Source organism: Amycolatopsis taiwanensis DSM 45107 (assembly GCF_000519205.1).
Lineage (GTDB): Bacteria > Actinomycetota > Actinomycetes > Mycobacteriales > Pseudonocardiaceae > Amycolatopsis_E > Amycolatopsis_E taiwanensis.
The window spans coordinates 89,912-105,020 of the sequence record NZ_JAFB01000016.1 but is presented as its reverse complement, the minus strand read 5'-3'; the positions used below and the strand labels follow the sequence as shown (position 1 = coordinate 105,020).

14 protein-coding genes are annotated in these 15,109 nt (G+C 68.4%); 8 read left to right on the top strand and 6 right to left on the bottom strand.

All coding sequences use genetic code 11. The features are described 5' to 3' along the window. Positions 1 to 24 precede the first annotated feature (24 nt). The 4 genes from A3CU_RS0115160 to A3CU_RS0115135 all read left to right on the top strand — a co-directional run bounded on the left by A3CU_RS0115160 (position 25) and on the right by A3CU_RS0115135 (position 3,467). Positions 25 to 597 carry a hypothetical protein gene (locus A3CU_RS0115160; RefSeq protein ID WP_027943019.1) on the top strand — a complete coding sequence of 191 codons (573 nt, stop codon included), beginning with the start codon at positions 25 to 27 and terminating at the stop codon, positions 595 to 597. A gap of 355 nt (positions 598 to 952) precedes the next feature. Next, the gene (locus A3CU_RS0115150; RefSeq protein WP_027943018.1) at positions 953 to 1,594 is read left to right on the top strand and encodes a TetR/AcrR family transcriptional regulator; all 642 of its coding nucleotides are present in this window, start codon (positions 953 to 955) and stop codon (positions 1,592 to 1,594) included. A gap of 300 nt (positions 1,595 to 1,894) precedes the next feature. Next, the gene (locus tag A3CU_RS51075) at positions 1,895 to 2,245 is read left to right on the top strand and encodes a DUF4189 domain-containing protein (protein ID WP_169739634.1); all 351 of its coding nucleotides are present in this window, start codon (positions 1,895 to 1,897) and stop codon (positions 2,243 to 2,245) included. 496 nt (positions 2,246 to 2,741) lie between these two features. Then, positions 2,742 to 3,467, top strand: a complete 726-nt coding sequence (locus A3CU_RS0115135; protein ID WP_156960378.1) for a hypothetical protein — start codon at positions 2,742 to 2,744, stop codon at positions 3,465 to 3,467. Between the two features lie 287 nt (positions 3,468 to 3,754). Here the strand turns inward: A3CU_RS0115135 and trhA are convergent, their stop codons facing one another. Continuing rightward, positions 3,755 to 4,420, bottom strand: a complete 666-nt coding sequence (gene trhA, locus A3CU_RS0115130; RefSeq protein WP_027943016.1) for a PAQR family membrane homeostasis protein TrhA — start codon at positions 4,418 to 4,420, stop codon at positions 3,755 to 3,757. Positions 4,421 to 4,506: 86 nt separating this feature from the next. Between trhA and A3CU_RS0115125 the strand changes: the two genes are divergently transcribed. Together A3CU_RS0115125 and phoH2 are read left to right on the top strand one after the other, a co-directional pair. Further along, a complete protein-coding gene (locus tag A3CU_RS0115125; RefSeq protein WP_027943015.1) occupies positions 4,507 to 5,283 on the top strand; it encodes an isoprenyl transferase in 777 nt (258 codons plus the stop codon). A 430-nt stretch (positions 5,284 to 5,713) separates the two neighbouring features. Continuing rightward, positions 5,714 to 7,000, top strand: a complete 1,287-nt coding sequence (phoH2, locus tag A3CU_RS0115120) for an RNA 5'-3' helicase PhoH2 (RefSeq protein ID WP_027943014.1) — start codon at positions 5,714 to 5,716, stop codon at positions 6,998 to 7,000. Between the two features lie 91 nt (positions 7,001 to 7,091). Here the strand turns inward: phoH2 and guaB1 are convergent, their stop codons facing one another. Continuing rightward, positions 7,092 to 8,531: a GMP reductase gene (gene guaB1, locus A3CU_RS0115115; RefSeq protein WP_027943013.1), complete on the bottom strand. Its 1,440-nt coding sequence runs from the start codon at positions 8,529 to 8,531 to the stop codon at positions 7,092 to 7,094. A 76-nt stretch (positions 8,532 to 8,607) separates the two neighbouring features. On the opposite strand from guaB1, the gene A3CU_RS0115110 reads away from it, so the two are divergent. Then, positions 8,608 to 9,057 (top strand): DUF309 domain-containing protein, encoded by a 450-nt coding sequence (locus A3CU_RS0115110; protein ID WP_027943012.1) that lies wholly within the window; start codon positions 8,608 to 8,610, stop codon positions 9,055 to 9,057. Here A3CU_RS0115110 and A3CU_RS0115105 read toward each other — a convergent pair. Continuing rightward, positions 9,032 to 9,649, bottom strand: coding sequence for an MBL fold metallo-hydrolase (locus A3CU_RS0115105; protein ID WP_027943011.1), 618 nt, complete (start codon positions 9,647 to 9,649; stop codon positions 9,032 to 9,034). The two genes, A3CU_RS0115110 and A3CU_RS0115105, sit on opposite strands and share 26 nt — an antisense overlap. 70 nt (positions 9,650 to 9,719) lie before the next feature. Between A3CU_RS0115105 and A3CU_RS44865 the strand changes: the two genes are divergently transcribed. Then, on the top strand, positions 9,720 to 10,748 hold the full coding sequence (locus A3CU_RS44865; RefSeq protein ID WP_211246425.1) for a phosphotransferase family protein: 1,029 nt from the start codon (positions 9,720 to 9,722) through the stop codon (positions 10,746 to 10,748). Positions 10,749 to 10,789: 41 nt separating this feature from the next. Here A3CU_RS44865 and A3CU_RS0115095 read toward each other — a convergent pair whose 3' ends face one another. The 3 genes from A3CU_RS0115095 to glpX form a co-directional block, all read right to left on the bottom strand. Further along, entirely contained in the window at positions 10,790 to 12,337 is a 1,548-nt protein-coding gene (locus A3CU_RS0115095) for an ATP-dependent DNA ligase (protein ID WP_027943010.1), read from the bottom strand. Between the two features lie 36 nt (positions 12,338 to 12,373). Further along, positions 12,374 to 13,771 carry a class II fumarate hydratase gene (locus A3CU_RS0115090; RefSeq protein WP_027943009.1) on the bottom strand — a complete coding sequence of 466 codons (1,398 nt, stop codon included), beginning with the start codon at positions 13,769 to 13,771 and terminating at the stop codon, positions 12,374 to 12,376. Between the two features lie 75 nt (positions 13,772 to 13,846). Continuing rightward, entirely contained in the window at positions 13,847 to 14,902 is a 1,056-nt protein-coding gene (glpX, locus tag A3CU_RS0115085) for a class II fructose-bisphosphatase (RefSeq protein ID WP_156960377.1), read from the bottom strand. Positions 14,903 to 15,109 lie beyond the last annotated feature (207 nt).

Below are 15,109 nucleotides of genomic sequence, written 5' to 3'. Positions count from 1 at the left end.
TTATGTAATCGTGGAGGCGGAGACATGCGCACGCACGGACATCGAGGTTGGAAGGGCCGCGGCGGCTGGCAGCAGGCGGAGACGCCGTCGGCGGAGGACGCCGCCGCCTGGTTCGCCGGCAGGCTGCCGGACGACTGGTTCGTCTCGGCACCCGAAATCACGGTCGACCGCGAGGAGATCCTCATCGTCGGTGAGTTGCCGCCGCTGGCCGAGGAGTTCGGCGACGACGCGGCACGGGCGGCGGCGGAATCGGGGCGGATCAGCCGGTTCCGCGAGGACACCCGGGACAAGCGCATCGAGATCGCGCGCCAGGCCGAGCACCGCTATCAGCGCAAGGTCGCCTGGGGTGCGCACATCGGTGGCACTCGCGAACTGTTCACCACGCTGTCGGTGCCGGTCATGACCCGGCTGCGGCAGCCCGAACGGCAGGTGCTGGACACGCTGGTCGATTCCGGTGTCGCCCGGTCCCGCTCCGAGGCGTTGGCCTGGGCGGTGCGCCTGGTGGGCCAGCACGCCGAGAGTTGGCTGACCGAACTGCGCGCGGCGATGTCCAAAGTGGACGACCTGCGCGCGAAGGGCCCCGACCTCGAAGGGTGAGTCCGCCTCAGGCCCGCGAGTCCCGGCTTCAGGCCCGCGAGTTCCGGCTTCCGCCAGGCGAGTTCCCGGTCCGGGCACGTGAGTTCCGGCTTCGGGTGCGTGAGTTCTGGGTTCTGTTGGGCGAGTCCCGGTTCCGGACGCGCGAGTCCCTCGTTTCGGACGTCTGAGTTCCTCGTTCCGCACCCGAAGCACTCAAGCACTAAAGCGCCCGAGTTCCTCGTTCCGGTGCCGAGTTTCGCGCTCCGGGCGCCGAGTAGCTGTTCGCACGGCTGAGTTCCACGCTACGTTTTCGGGCCCTCCCGCCGGGTGGCCTGCGAACCCCGGCCTGCTCCGATCACCGGTCTATGATTTGGCCATGCGGTCTAAGCGCGACAATGGTCCGACGTTTACCGAGCGCGCCCGGCGGGCGCAGATCGTGGAGTGTGCGATCAATCTGATCGCCGAGATCGGATACTCCCAGACGTCTATCAGCAAGATCGCGGAGCGGGCAGGGGTGGCCAAGAGCGTGGTGCTCTACTACTTCGCCAACAAGGACGAACTGCTCAACACGGTCGTAACGGAGATCTTTCTCGCCGGCGCCGCTGTCATGGTTCCGGCGATGAAGGCCGAGCCGACGGCCGCCGGAAAGCTGCGCGCCTACATCCGCTCCAACGGCGAATTCATCAGCGCCCACCGCGAACATGCGTTGGCGATGCTCGACATCTGGACCAGTTACCGGTCGGCGTCAGGGCAGCGGCTGGACGAGGTGATGGGGGAGTCGACCAAACAGAACCCGCCGCAGGGGGACCTGGCGGAACTGGATCCGGTGCGGATTCTCGAACTGGGCCAGCAGACCGGGGAGTTCCGCGAGTTTTCCGCGCCGCTGATGGCAGCCGCGGTGCGGAGTGCCATCGACGGATCGGTGACCCAGTCGTCCGTCGATCCGGGATTCGACGTCATGGCCTATTGCGACGAACTCGTGACGGTTTTCGACCTGGCGACAAGGCGGAACACCTGAGCGGTCCGTCGGGTCCATGGCCCGTCTTTTCCGGGGCCTTTGGCCCTAGTTGAGACCGTGATGCCTGTTCCACACTGACTTTTCGGTTGATCGAACTGTTGAATCCGGTGGTGTGGTCGGATCGATAATTCAATCAAGTCAACGTGAATTGTGTTCGCCTTTGGCTGGGTAGGGGGCCAATTCATCATGCCTGTACGTAAATCAGTGCTGATGCCGCTCGCGATCGCTTCCCTGGGTTTGATATCGGCAGCAGCGGTGTCCGCTGATCCCGTTGCGCCACCTACCGGGGCATATGGAGCCATGGCCTACTCCATGTCGATGGACGCGGTATCGGCGTCGGTGCGCCCAAGGCTCGAATCGGCCGAAATGGCCGCGATCAACAGTTGCCGGAGCACGGGAATGAACAATCCGCAGTACCAGGGCGACTGCCAAGGAGCGGTTTGGGTGAACAATGGCTACGCGGCCGTAGCCGTTCATCGCCAAGACAATGCGGTAACCGCTTGGGGAGGCGGCTGGGGTTCGTCGGCCGACCGCGCCTCGCAAGAAGCAGTAAACAGGTGTGAAAACCAAGGCATGGGTAGCTGCCTGATAAGGGAAAACTGGGAGATTAACCCCGGCCCCGGGACAACAGGAGGATCGTGGGGCGGCTGAATCCAGCCGTACCCGTTCCGGGCAACCCAGATCGCGAATGAAGCGATTGCGAAACCAGTTTGTCGCACTGATTTTCACCTGGGTGGCGCCCCCGTTCATGACACCGGCTCTGCGCACCGAGCGCGTTCTCCTGACTCCCTGCAGACCCGAGGACGAGGAGGACTTCGTCTCCGTCTTCCTGGATACGCGAGTTTCCCGCTGGATGGGCTGACCATGAGCGCGACGAGTTCCTCCGTCCGGTAGGCGGGGCGAGCACCCTGTAACTAGGAGTACAGGGCGAGCCAGATCGCGATCTAGTGATCGAGGAATCTTGGTGCGTACACGCTGTGTGGGTTCGTTCGCCGCGGCCTTGGTCGTCACGACTGCGCACGGCTCGACGACGGTCCAGAGAGCGAGTTGGTCGGGGCGGGTTGCCTCCGGTCAGGCTCCGCACGCTAGCGTTGTTGATCGCGTGTGGAAGGGGGCACTCATGCGTCTATGGGGAGTCCTGGCAGTCGTGGGTGCGCTGCTTGCGGTGTGCGGGTGCGGCCCTGGCAGACACCTGCCGTCGCCATATCGGGTCGGTCTCGCCCAGCCCGGTCCGCCGATTCACGTCGCCGGCGTGGAAAGGGGTGTCGCCAATGGCGTCGACTGGCCCAATGCTTGCATGCTGCTGTCCGATGACGAACTACGGGCGGTGCTGCCACAGATCGACCATGTCGACCGTCTTCCGAACGACAAGACAGTGAATGTCTGGGTGTCTAATGGTGGGAATCCGCTGGCCGCGTCATATGAGACCGCCGTGGCGAACGCCGATTGCCAGTACCAGGTCACGTTCAAGTTCGACGACAACGGTGGAGGTCGCGGCGACGGCAGCTATCTCGGCACGGTCGCCGTTGACGATCTAGTGGTTGGCAGCCCGGACACTGTCGAGCTGAACTGGAATCACGATCTGGATAAGAGTGCCGGTCAAGTCAGTGATATCGCGGGCCTGCCGTGTCAGGGGACTGCGGGCGACAACTCGTTGGCCTGCAAGTCGGGGTCCTTTTATTACGGTGTCGGCGTAACGCTCGATTCTCAATACGGCAAGGACGCGGACAAGCCGGTGGTGCGCCTGGACGTGGCTGGCAAAATCCAGGAATTCCCGCGCACCGGGTCGCTGGCTACAGCTGAGGAAAACGACGCGGTGCGCACGGCAATCGTGACCAAGTTCGCGGAGACCCTCAATGCCAAACTGCGCTGACCGCGTCTGGCGGTCCGACACGATGAGAGTCAGGTCAGCGGCTCCGCAAGGCCCGCCCTGACAAGGGGAAAAGCGACGGCGTAGCAGCCCTTGATGCGGGCGGCCTGAGAAGGGGACCTTTCGTGACTCGCAGCTGTCGGTTCACGCTGCGGGTCTATACGCACCTACTGCCGAGTAGCCACGAGCGGACACGGGGCGCGATCGACGCGTTCTTCGAGCAGGCTCTCAACGTGGAGGGAGGGCCAGGCCGTGACCAAGCGGCCGGACGGCCTGGAGAAGATCCAGAGCTAGGCATAGATGGCGAGCCAGATCGCGATGTAGTGGGAGGTGGCGGCCAGCACCGTGCAGGCGTGGAAGTACTCGTGATAACCGAAGACCTCGGGCCAGTGGTTGGGCCAGCGGGTCGCGTAGAACACGGCGCCGACGGTGTAGAACGCGCCACCGACGAGGAGCAGCACGAGCGCGGTGACGCCGGCGTGGCGGGCGAGCTCGGGGAGCACGAAGATCGCGACCCAGCCGAGCGCGATGTAGATCGGCACGCCCAGCCAGCGGGGCGCGGTCGGCCACAACATCTTCAGGGCGACTCCGGCGAGGGCGCCGCCCCACACGACACCGAATATGACGTAGCCCGTCGGTTTCGACATCGAAAGCAGCGTGAACGGGGTGTAGGTGCCGGCAATGAACAGGAAGATCATCGAATGGTCGGCGCGTTTCATCCATTGATACGCGCGCGGGCTCCACTGACGCCGGTGATACAGCGCGCTGACGCCGAATACGCCGAGCACGGTGACGCCGTAGACGGACGTGGCCAGAGCGGCGGTCGAGCCGATCATCGCCGCGGCGATCGTGACCAGCGTCGTCGCGGCTAGGAGCGCGCCGAAAAAGGACCAGAAATGAATGTGTCCCCGCAACCGGGGACGGGCGGCGGCTTCGGGAGGGAGCGCGACGGTCACGCCATCAGGTTACGACAGCGTAGGTTGTCCGTCCGTCAAACGGTGGCCGGAACCACGCAGCGGACAAGCGTGCGTAGGCTTCCGCTGTGAGCCTTCGATCCCTCGTCTCCAGGGTCCTGTATGGCGCCTACGGGCGGCGACTGGTGCAGCAGGCCGCCGGGCGCCACCCGCGCCACATCGCCATCATGCTCGACGGCAACCGCCGCTGGGCCCGGGAAGCCGGGTTCGCCGACGTGTCGGACGGTCACCGCGTCGGCGCACAGAAGATCGCGGACTTCCTGTCCTGGTGCCGCGAAGCCGAGGTCGAGGTCGTGACCTTGTGGCTGCTGTCCACGGACAATCTCGGCCGCGCCCCGGAAGAGGTCGGGGCCCTGCTCAAGATCATCGTAGATGTGGTCGACGAGCTCGCTGCGCCGGCCAACCCGTGGCGCCTGCGCATGGTGGGGGCGCTGGAGCTGCTGCCGGCCGACGTGGCGCGCAGTCTCAAGGCGGCCGCAGCGCGGTCCGAGAGCCGCCGGGGCATGGAGGTCAACATCGCGGTCGGCTACGGCGGCCGCCAGGAGATCGCCGACGCGGTCAAGAAGCTCCTGCTCCAGCACGCCGACGAAGGCACGTCGATCCGCGAGCTGGCCAAGATCCTGGACGTCGACCATATCTCCGAGCATCTCTACACCTCGGGCCAGCCGGACCCCGACCTGATCATCCGCACCTCCGGCGAGCAGCGGTTGTCCGGATTTCTGCTGTGGCAATCGGCACATTCCGAGTTCTGGTTCACCGAGGCGTACTGGCCCGCGTTCCGCAAGGTCGACTTCCTCCGTGCGCTGCGCGATTACGCGTGGCGGCACCGTCGATTCGGCAACTGACACCACAAAGAGTGTTTGTGATCTCTACCGACGGTGAGATAACACAGTTGTGAATCACCTGCCTGGCTGCCTGCACACGTCGCCGAACGCAGGTAACTTGCGAGATGATGGTTCGTGACCTTGCGGATCATCGCGGGAGGCCCTGGTCGTGGCGGTAGTTGAGGGAACGGCAGCGGTGACAGCCGGCATGCCGTTCGCGCAACGCACGAGGGGGCCGGCACCAGGCCCTCTTGGCCGCACCCGCTGACGCTCCGGCGTCGGCAGGACGGTTCAACCAGGGCGCTGCCCGGCCCAGCGAGTGCGGGCGTGGTGCCACGCCCACGAGGGAGATGCCGTGACTGCGCAGCGTTCGCCCCGACAGACCTCGGACGGTTCGTTCGACACCGAGGACCCGGGCCCGCAATCTTCCGAATCCCAGCGGCACACCTATGTGCTCGACACCTCGGTTCTGCTCTCCGACCCCTGGGCGCTGTCCAGGTTCGCCGAGCATGCCGTGGTCTTGCCGCTGGTCGTGATCAGCGAACTGGAGGCAAAGCGGCACCATCCCGAACTCGGCTGGTTCGCGCGCGAAGCGCTACGCCTGCTCGATGACCTGCGGCGAACCCACGGCCGGCTGGACCGGCCGGTGCCGATCGGTGAGCAGGGCGGCACCCTGCATGTGGAACTCAACCACTCCGACCCGACGGTGCTGCCGCCGGGCTTTCGCACCGACTCCAACGACCACCGCATCCTGGCCTGCGCGTTGAACCTCGCCGCGGAGCGTCCGGGCGTGACGTTGGTGACGAAGGACATTCCGTTGCGGGTCAAGGCGGGCTCGGTCGGGCTCGAGGCCGACGAGTACCGCGCCCAGGAGGTCGTCCCGTCCGGCTGGACCGGCATGGCCGATGTGGACGTGCCGCAGGAGGCGATCGACGCGCTGTTCACCGACAGTCCGGTGGACCTTGCCGAGTTCGGCCTTGCCGAGGTCGGCGAACTGCCTTGCCACACCGGTCTGCGGCTGCTCTCCGGCAGCTCCAGCGCGCTCGGCCGGGTCACCGCAGACAAGAAGGTACGGCTGGTGCGCGGCGACCGGGAGGCCTTCGGCCTGCACGGCCGATCCGCCGAGCAGCGGATCGCGCTGGACCTGCTGCTCGACCCGGACATCGGCATCGTCTCGCTCGGTGGCCGCGCGGGCACCGGGAAGTCGGCGCTCGCGCTGTGCGCCGGTCTGGAATCGGTGATGGAACGCCGGGAGCACCGCAAGGTCGTGGTGTTCCGGCCGGTGTACGCGGTCGGCGGGCAGGATCTCGGTTACCTGCCCGGCTCGGAGAGCGAGAAGATGCAGCCGTGGGCGCAGGCGGTGTTCGACACCCTCGGCGCGCTGGTCAGCCAGGAAGTCCTCGACGAGGTCTTCGACCGCGGCATGCTGGAGGTCCTGCCGCTCACCCACATTCGCGGGCGTTCGCTGCATGACGCGTTCGTGATCGTGGACGAGGCCCAGTCACTCGAGCGCAACGTGTTGCTGACCGTGCTGTCGCGGTTGGGCACAGCCTCCCGGGTCGTGCTCACGCACGACGTGGCGCAGCGCGACAACCTGCGCGTCGGGCGGCATGACGGGGTCTCCGCGGTGATCGAAAAGCTGAAGGGACACCCGCTTTTCGCCCATGTGACGCTGACCCGGTCGGAACGCTCACCGATCGCGGCACTGGTCACCGAGATGCTGGAGGATCACACATAGTAGCTCGGCGGTCCGACCTTTTCGGCTCGCGCGCGAGATGAGTGACCCGTTTTGTGTCGAAATTCGGCATGAACGGGTCACTCATAGAGCCCTACCAGCCGGACGGGAGCGGGTGCCCCTCGGCGAAACCCGCGGCGGACTGCACGCCCACCACCACACGCTCGGCGAACTCCTCGGTGGTGCGCGCACCGGCGTAGGTGAACGCCGAACGCACGCCCGAACAGATCGAGTCCAGCAGGTCCTCGACGCCGGGCCGCACCGGGTCGATCATCATCTTCGACGAGGAGATGCCCTCCTCGAACAGGGCTTTGCGGGCACGGTCGAAGGCACCGTCGGCGCGGGTCCGCCCGGCCACGGCGCGCTTTGAGGCCATCCCGAAGGATTCCTTGAACGGGCGGCCGTTCTCGTCGTAGCGGATGTCGCCGGGCGACTCGTGGGTGCCGGCGAACCAGGAACCCACCATGGCGGCGGAGGCGCCGGCGGCCAGCGCGAGCGCGATGTCACGCGGGTGGCGCACGCCGCCGTCGGCCCACACGTGTTTGCCCAGCGCGCGAGCGGCGGCCGCACATTCGGCGACGGCCGAGAACTGGGGACGACCCACGCCGGTCATCATCCGGGTGGTGCACATCGCGCCTGGCCCGACGCCCACCTTGACCACGTCCGCCCCGGCGTCGATCAGGTCCCGGGTGCCCTCGGCGGTCACCACGTTGCCCGCCACCACCGGCACGTTCGGCGCCATCGAGCGGACCGACTTCAGCGCCGACAGCATCTTTTCCTGGTGTCCGTGCGCGGTGTCCACGACGAGCACGTCCACGCCCGAGGCCAGCACGGCTTCGGCCTTGCCCACCACGTCCCCGTTGACGCCGATGGCCGCCGCGACGCGAAGCCTGCCCCGCGCGTCCACGGCGGGGGTGTAGATGTCGGTGCGCAGGGCCGCGGTCTGGGTCAGCACGCCGACCAGCCTGCCGGCGTCGTCCACGCCCACGGCGAGGCGGGCGCTCGCCGCGTGCAGGCGCTCGTAGACCTCCCGTGCCGGGGTGTCCAGGGTGCAGGTCACCGCGGGTGGCTGGGCGACCTCGGAGACCCGGGTGAACCGGTCGACACCCGCGCAGTCGGCCTCGTCGACCACGCCCACCGGGCGGCCGTCGTGGTCGACCACGATCACCGCGCCGTGGGCGCGCTTGCCGACCAGGTTCAGCGCGTCGGCCACCGCGTCGCCGCCGGTTAGCACGAGCGGGGTGTCCCAGACGGTGTGGCGCGTCTTGACCCAGGCGACGATGTCGGCCACCGCCGCCGGGTCGACGTCCTGGGGCAGCACGACCAGGCCACCGCGTCGCGCCACCGTCTCGGCCATCCGGCGGCCGGCGACGGCGGTCATGTTGGCCACGACCACCGGGATGGTCGCGCCGGTGCCGTCCGCGGTGGCGAGGTCGACGTCGAACCGGGACTCCACGTCCGACCGGTTCGGCACGAGGAAGACGTCGTTGTAGGTCAGGTCGTGAGCGGGCCCGTGGCCATCGAGAAAGCGCACGAGTCCTCAGACTACCTGCTCTGGGTCGTGGAACCGCTCTCCCCGGGCGCCGGAGTTTCGGGCACAATCGTCTCTCGTGGCCGATCGCGACCGAGACGCGCAGGGCCGGGCCCGCAACGCCCGGCCACGGGACGGGCTCGGGCGGCCGTTGCCGTACGGCTCGCCCGGCGTCGAGCGCCAGCCGGAGGGCGTCGTGCGCACGCCGGAGGAGACGATCAGCGAGGCGCAGCGGCTGCTCGACGAGGGCAAGCCCTTCCACGCGCACGAAGTCTTCGAGGACGCCTGGAAGTCGGCGGACGGCCCCGAGCGTGCCCTGTGGAAGGGCCTGGCGCAGCTCGCCGTGGGGGTCACGCATGCCGCCCGTGGCAACGAGAAGGGCGCGCTGTCGCTTCTCCAGCGTGGCGCCGACGCCATCGAACCGTACGCCGACGCACCGCCGCATGGCCTCGACGTCACCGGCCTGGTCCGTTGGGCCCGCGCGGAGCACCCGCCGGGTGAGCTCAGTCCGCCCAGCCTGCGGAGTTAGCCTTCTCCGTCCCGATGGTGGTGGACTCGCCGTGACCGGTGTTGACGGTCGTGGCGTCCGGGAGCGTGAACAGGCGTTCGCGGATCGAGCGCACGATCGTCGGATAGTCCGAGTAGGACCGGCCGGTGGCGCCGGGCCCGCCGTGGAACAGCGTGTCACCGGTGAACACGACGCCGAGTTGCGGCGCGTAGAGGCAGACGGCGCCAGGCGCGTGGCCGGGCGTGTGCAGCACGGTCAGGTCGGTGCCGCCGATCGTGAGGACCTGGCCGTCGGAGAGGTCGGCGTCGGGCGCGCGATCGGAGTGGGTGAGGTTCCACAGCACCCGGTCGTCGGGATGCAGCAGGATCGGCGCGCCGGTCCGTTCGGCCAGCTCAGGTGCGGCGTTGACGTGATCGTTGTGTGCGTGGGTGCACACGATCGCACGGACCGTCCGGTCCCCGACGGCCTCGGCGATCTTGGCCGCGTCGTGGGCGGCGTCGATGACCAGCACCTCGCTGTCGTCACCGATCAGCCAGACATTGTTGTCGACGTCCCACTGCCCACCATCGAGCTCGAAAACTCCCGACGTCACCACGTTTTGCACGGTTGTCATGCCTCGAGCGTAGAGCGAGACCGGCGAAATTCCGGTGACGGCGGTCTACGCGCCCTTTACGATCGATCTCGTGCTCTCCCGCCCCTCCTTCGTCAGCGATGACGCGATCGCGAGTGCTGTCACCACGCATTGGCTGCCGGATGTCGCCGAGATCGCCTACCTGCCCTGGGGTTTCGGCGCACACCACTGGCGGGTGGCCGGTGGCGGGCGGACCCTGTTCGTGACATTGGACCAGTTGGAGCCCCGGCACACCGAGGCGTCGCTGGAAGCCGCCTACGCGGGGGCGGCCGCACTGGCCGCCGCCGGTGTGGAAGCGGTGTGCGCGCCGTTGCCCGCCCGCTCGTCCGGCCGGTTCACTGTCGGCGTCGAGGCCGGTGCGCTCAGCGCGACGCCGTGGTTGGACGGACGGAGTCCCACCGAGGCGGAGGCAGGCGAGCCGCAGCACGTCCATCAGGTCGAAGCCGCGCTGGCCGTGCTGCATCGCGCCACACCACCGGCCGGTCTGCGGCGCTGGACTCCTCAGGTCGGTCCCGACTTCGCCGATGAATTGCGGGCGCGCACCGCTCAGCCCTGGAGGTCCGGCCCGTTGGCGGAGGCAGCGCGTGGCGCGATCGCCGCACGCGGCGTCGTGATCGAGCGCTGGACGGACCGCTACCTCGAGTTGGCGGATCTCGCTCGCACCCGTCGGCACTTGTGGGTGCCGACCCACGGCGAGCCGCACAACCGCAACCAGGTTGTGGGGGCATGCGGGCTGAAGCTGGTCGACTGGGAGTCACTGGCTCTCGCGCCACGCGAACGGGACTACGCCGACCTGATCGCGGCCGGTGCGGGCGACCGGCTGGACGCCGACCCGGCGATGGTCGAGTTGTTCGCCCTCGACTGGCGCCTTGCCGAGATCGCCGAGTACGCGCGCTGGTTCGCCGCCCCACACACCGGTACGGACGACGACCACACCGCTCTGGAAGGACTCCGCGAGGAACTGTCGGAAGCGTCGAGACCTGCCCAGTTCACCACGTCGGCGCTGTCCTCGCGAGAAACCACCTCAGAACTCGCAGCGGTGCAAGCGGACGACCCACCGCAAGCGGCTCCGTCGCTTTAGGTCCAACTCGCGGAGACGAGGGTGCACCTTGGCACGGACGGTCAGCGCAGGGTTGCTCGCACCTCCTCGATCGTGTCGGCGTCGCCGGGTTCCTTGTCCGGCCGGTACCGCATGACCCGGGCGAACCGCAGCGCCACCCCGCCGGGATAGCGGGTGCTGACCTGGGCGCCGTCCAGTTCGATCTCGACGACCAGTTCCGGCCGCACGTACACGGTCCAGCCGTCCCGGTGGGTCTCGATTTCCTGGAACGTCCTGGTCTGCCAGGCGAGCAACTCGTCCGTGAGGCCCTTGAACGTCTTGCCCACCATGATCGGCGGACCACCGTCCGGGTCACGGGCGCCCAGGTGCAGGTTCGACAGGTATCCGGTGCGCCTACCGTGCCCCCATTCGGCGGCGAGCACGACGAGGTCGAGCGTGCACACCGGCTTGACCTTGAGCCACGCGCGGCCCCGGCGGCCCGCGGCGTAACCGGAATCGAGCGATTTCACCAGCACACCCTCGTGTCCGGAGTCGAGCGCGGCGTCGAGCACCGAGGCGGCATCCTCGGGCTCGATCTCACCGGGCATCAGGTGCTCGCCGGCGACCCGCCGCAGCGCCGCGTTCCGTTCCCGCAACGGCGCATCGAGCAGGTCCGCGCCGTCCAGGTGCAGACAGTCGAAGAAGTACGGCCGCAGCAGCAACGCCCGTACCTGTTCCTCGTGGGAACGCGGGATCTTCGGCGGCCCGTTGTTGCCGGGCTGGCTGCCGAACCGGCTCATCGTCTCCTGAAACGGCCTCGGCCGGCCGTCGTCGGTGAGCGCGAGGGTTTCCCCGTCGAGCACGACCGACCGGCACGGCAGCGCCCGCACCAACTCGACCAGCTCGCCGACATGTGCGGTGATCTCGCGCAGCGTGCGGGTGTAGACGTGCACCTCGTCACCGTCCCGGTGCACCTGAATCCGCGCACCGTCCATTTTGTACTCGACGATCGCCGCGGTGTGCTCCGCCAGCGCCTCGTCCAGGGACTCGGCCGGCGACGCCAGCATCGGCCGCAGCGGCCGGCCGAGCTCCAGCCGGAACTCGGCCAGCGCGCCCGCGCCCCCGGTCATGGCCGCGTGTGCGGTGACGGGCAGCCGGCCGGAGAGCATGAACGCGCGTCGCACCGCCTCGGCCGGTACCGCGGCGGCCGAGGCGATCGCATCGAGCATCACGCCCTCCAGGGCTCCCTGCCTGAGCTCGCCGGTGAGCAGCCGGAACAGGAAGTCCCGTTCCGGCTCGGTGGCCCTGGCCAGCAGCGTCCGCAGGATCTCCGCACGGCGCAGAGTCGAGCCGCTGCCCGCGGCCGCGGCGACCTCGCCCAGCGCGTCGTCGACCTCGGACACGGTCAGCTCGGGTGGCCCGGCCCTGGCTGCCACCTCCAGGCCGGCGACGGTGCGCCAGCCCGCTCCGATCCGGCCCTGGGTGGGCCGGCCGGTCAGGAACGCGACGACGGCGGGGAGTTCCCGCTCGCCGGCGCGGTGCAGCAACCCGGCGAGCGTGGCGATCTTTGCCTTGCGCGAGCGCGTGGCGGCGAGCGTCGCGGAGGCGGTGACCACTTCGGAGAGCTGCATGAGGACATCATGCCTGGCCCCACCGACAATTCCGGGTCACTTGCCGCCGCGGGCCATCCGGAGCACGTCGAGGGCCTCGTCGAGCTGGGCCTCGGTGAGCTTGCCGTTCGCCACGTGGCCACGTTCGATGACGACCTCACGGATCGTCTTCAGTTCCTTCAGGGCCTGTTTCGCGACGGAGGCGGCCTCCTCGTAGCCAAGGTAGGCATTGAGCGGCGTGACGATCGACGGCGAGCCCTCCGCGTAAGCCCTGAGACGCTCGACATTCGGCTCTATACCAGCGAAAACCTTGTCCGCCAGCAGCCTGGAGACCGCCGCGAGCAGCCGGGCCGATTCGAGCACGTTCCGGGCGATCACCGGCAGGTTCACGTTGAGCTGGAAGTTGCCCTGCGCGCCGGCGTAAGCCACCGCCGCGTCGTTGCCGATCACCTGCGCGACCACCTGCAAGGTCGCCTCCGGGATCACCGGATTCACCTTGCCCGGCATGATCGACGAGCCGGGCTGCAGGTCGGGCAGCGCCAGCTCGGCCAGGCCGGCGCGCGGGCCGGAACCCAGCCAGCGCAGGTCATTGGCGATCTTGTTGAGGGACACCGCGACCGTGCGCAGGTGTGCCGAGGTCTCCACGACGCTGTCCTGCGACGCCTGGGCCTCGAAGTGGTCGCGCGCCTCGGTCAGCGGCAGTCCGGTCACCCTGGCGAGCTCCTCGGCCACCGCCGCGCCGAAGCCGTCGGGCGCGTTGAGACCGGAACCCACCGCGGTGCCGCCGATCGGCAGCTCGCCCAGCCGGTCCAGGCCCGAGCGGAGCCGCTCGATGCCGAACCGCACCTGCGCGGCCCACGCGCCGGCCTCCTGGCCCAGCGTGATCGGCACCGCGTCCATCAGGTGGGTGCGGCCGGACTTCACCAGGTCCCGCCATTCCCCGGCGCGCGCGGAGATCGTCGCGGCGAGGTGTTCCAGCGCGGGGATGACGTCGGTGAGCACGGCTTCCGTGGCGGCCACGTGAATCGTCGTCGGAAACGTGTCGTTCGACGACTGCGAGGCGTTGACGTGGTCGTTCGGATGCACGTCGGCCCCGAGCCGGCGGCCGGCCAGGGTGGCGATCACCTCGTTGGCATTCATGTTCGACGAGGTGCCGGAACCGGTCTGGAACACGTCGATCGGGAAATGCTCGTCGTAGCGCCCCTCGGCCACCTCGTCGGCCGCCGCGGCGATCGCCTCCGCCATCTTGGCGTCGAGCACTCCGAGCTTGGCGTTCACCCGGGCCGCGGCGGCCTTGAGCAGGCCCAGCGCACGGATCTGAGCCCGCTCTAGACCGCGGCCGGAGATCGGGAAGTTCTCCACGGCCCGCTGGGTCTGGGCCCGGTACAGCGCGTCGACGGGCACCTTCACTTCGCCCATCGTGTCGTGTTCGATCCGGTATTCCTGTTCAGCCATGAGGCCAGTTTCGCTCAGCGAAGCCGCGCCGGCCCCGTGTGTTCCACCACCCGCGCCTTGTGGTGGATCCGCCGGCTAAGGCAGCGGCGGGACCAGGTTCTCGTCGTCGCCGGTCGCCTCGAGGTTGCCGTCGAAGTCGATGGACGAGTAGGCGCGCAGCTTGGTCAACCGGTGGTAGCCGTCGATCATCCGCACCGTGCCCGACTTCGACCGCATGACGATCGACTGCGTGGTGGCGCCGCCGGCGCGGTAGTGCACGCCCCGCAACAGGTCGCCGTCGGTGACACCGGTCGCGCAGAAGAACACGTTGTCGCCACGAACCAGATCGTCGGTGGTGAGCACCCGGTCGAGGTCGTGACCCGCGGCGAGGGCCTTCTCACGTTCGGCGTCATCCTTGGGCCACAAGCGGCCCTGCAACTCGCCGCCGAGACACTTCATCGCGCACGCCGCGATGATTCCCTCCGGGGTACCACCGATGCCCAGCAGCAAGTCGACGCCCGTGGTGGGGCGCGCCGCCGCGATCGCACCGGCCACATCGCCGTCGGAGATGAAGCGGATACGGGCGCCCGCCTCCCGGACCTCCTTGACGATCTGCTCGTGCCGTGGCCGGTCCAGGATGCAGACCGTCACGTCGGAGACACCGCTGCTCTTGGCCTTCGCCACTCTCCGGATGTTCTCCGCGATCGGCGCCGACAGGTCCACCGTGCCCGCGGCCTCCGGGCCGACCGCGAGCTTTTCCATGTAGAACACCGCGGACGGGTCGAACATCGCGCCGCGCTCGGCCACCGCGAGCACTGCCAGCGCGTTCGGCATGCCCTTGGACATCAACGTCGTGCCGTCGATCGGGTCCACCGCCACGTCACAGTGGGGACCGTCGCCGTTACCGACACTCTCGCCGTTGTACAGCATCGGCGCTTCGTCCTTCTCGCCCTCGCCGATGACGACCACGCCGCGCATCGACACCGTCGAGATGAGGTGGCGCATCGCGTCGACCGCGGCGCCGTCACCACCGTTCTTGTCGCCCTTGCCGACCCAGCGGCCGGCTGCCATCGCCGCGGCCTCGGTGACGCGGACCAGCTCCATCGCGAGGTTGCGATCCGGGGTTTCCTTGTGCATGGGGGACTGGGACATCGCTGCCTCCTGCATGTTGGGCGGACAACGATTCTCTCAAACCAGGCAGACCTCGCAGCGCGATGGTGCTCACTCGCCGCAGGCGAGCGCGGCCTACGGGAACGTGGAACTCGCACGTCGGGAGTGTGGGACTCGCGCGTCGGGAGTGTGGGACTCGCGCGTCGGGAATGGGGGACTCGCGGTAGGTGCGAGTCGAGACAGGGGCGC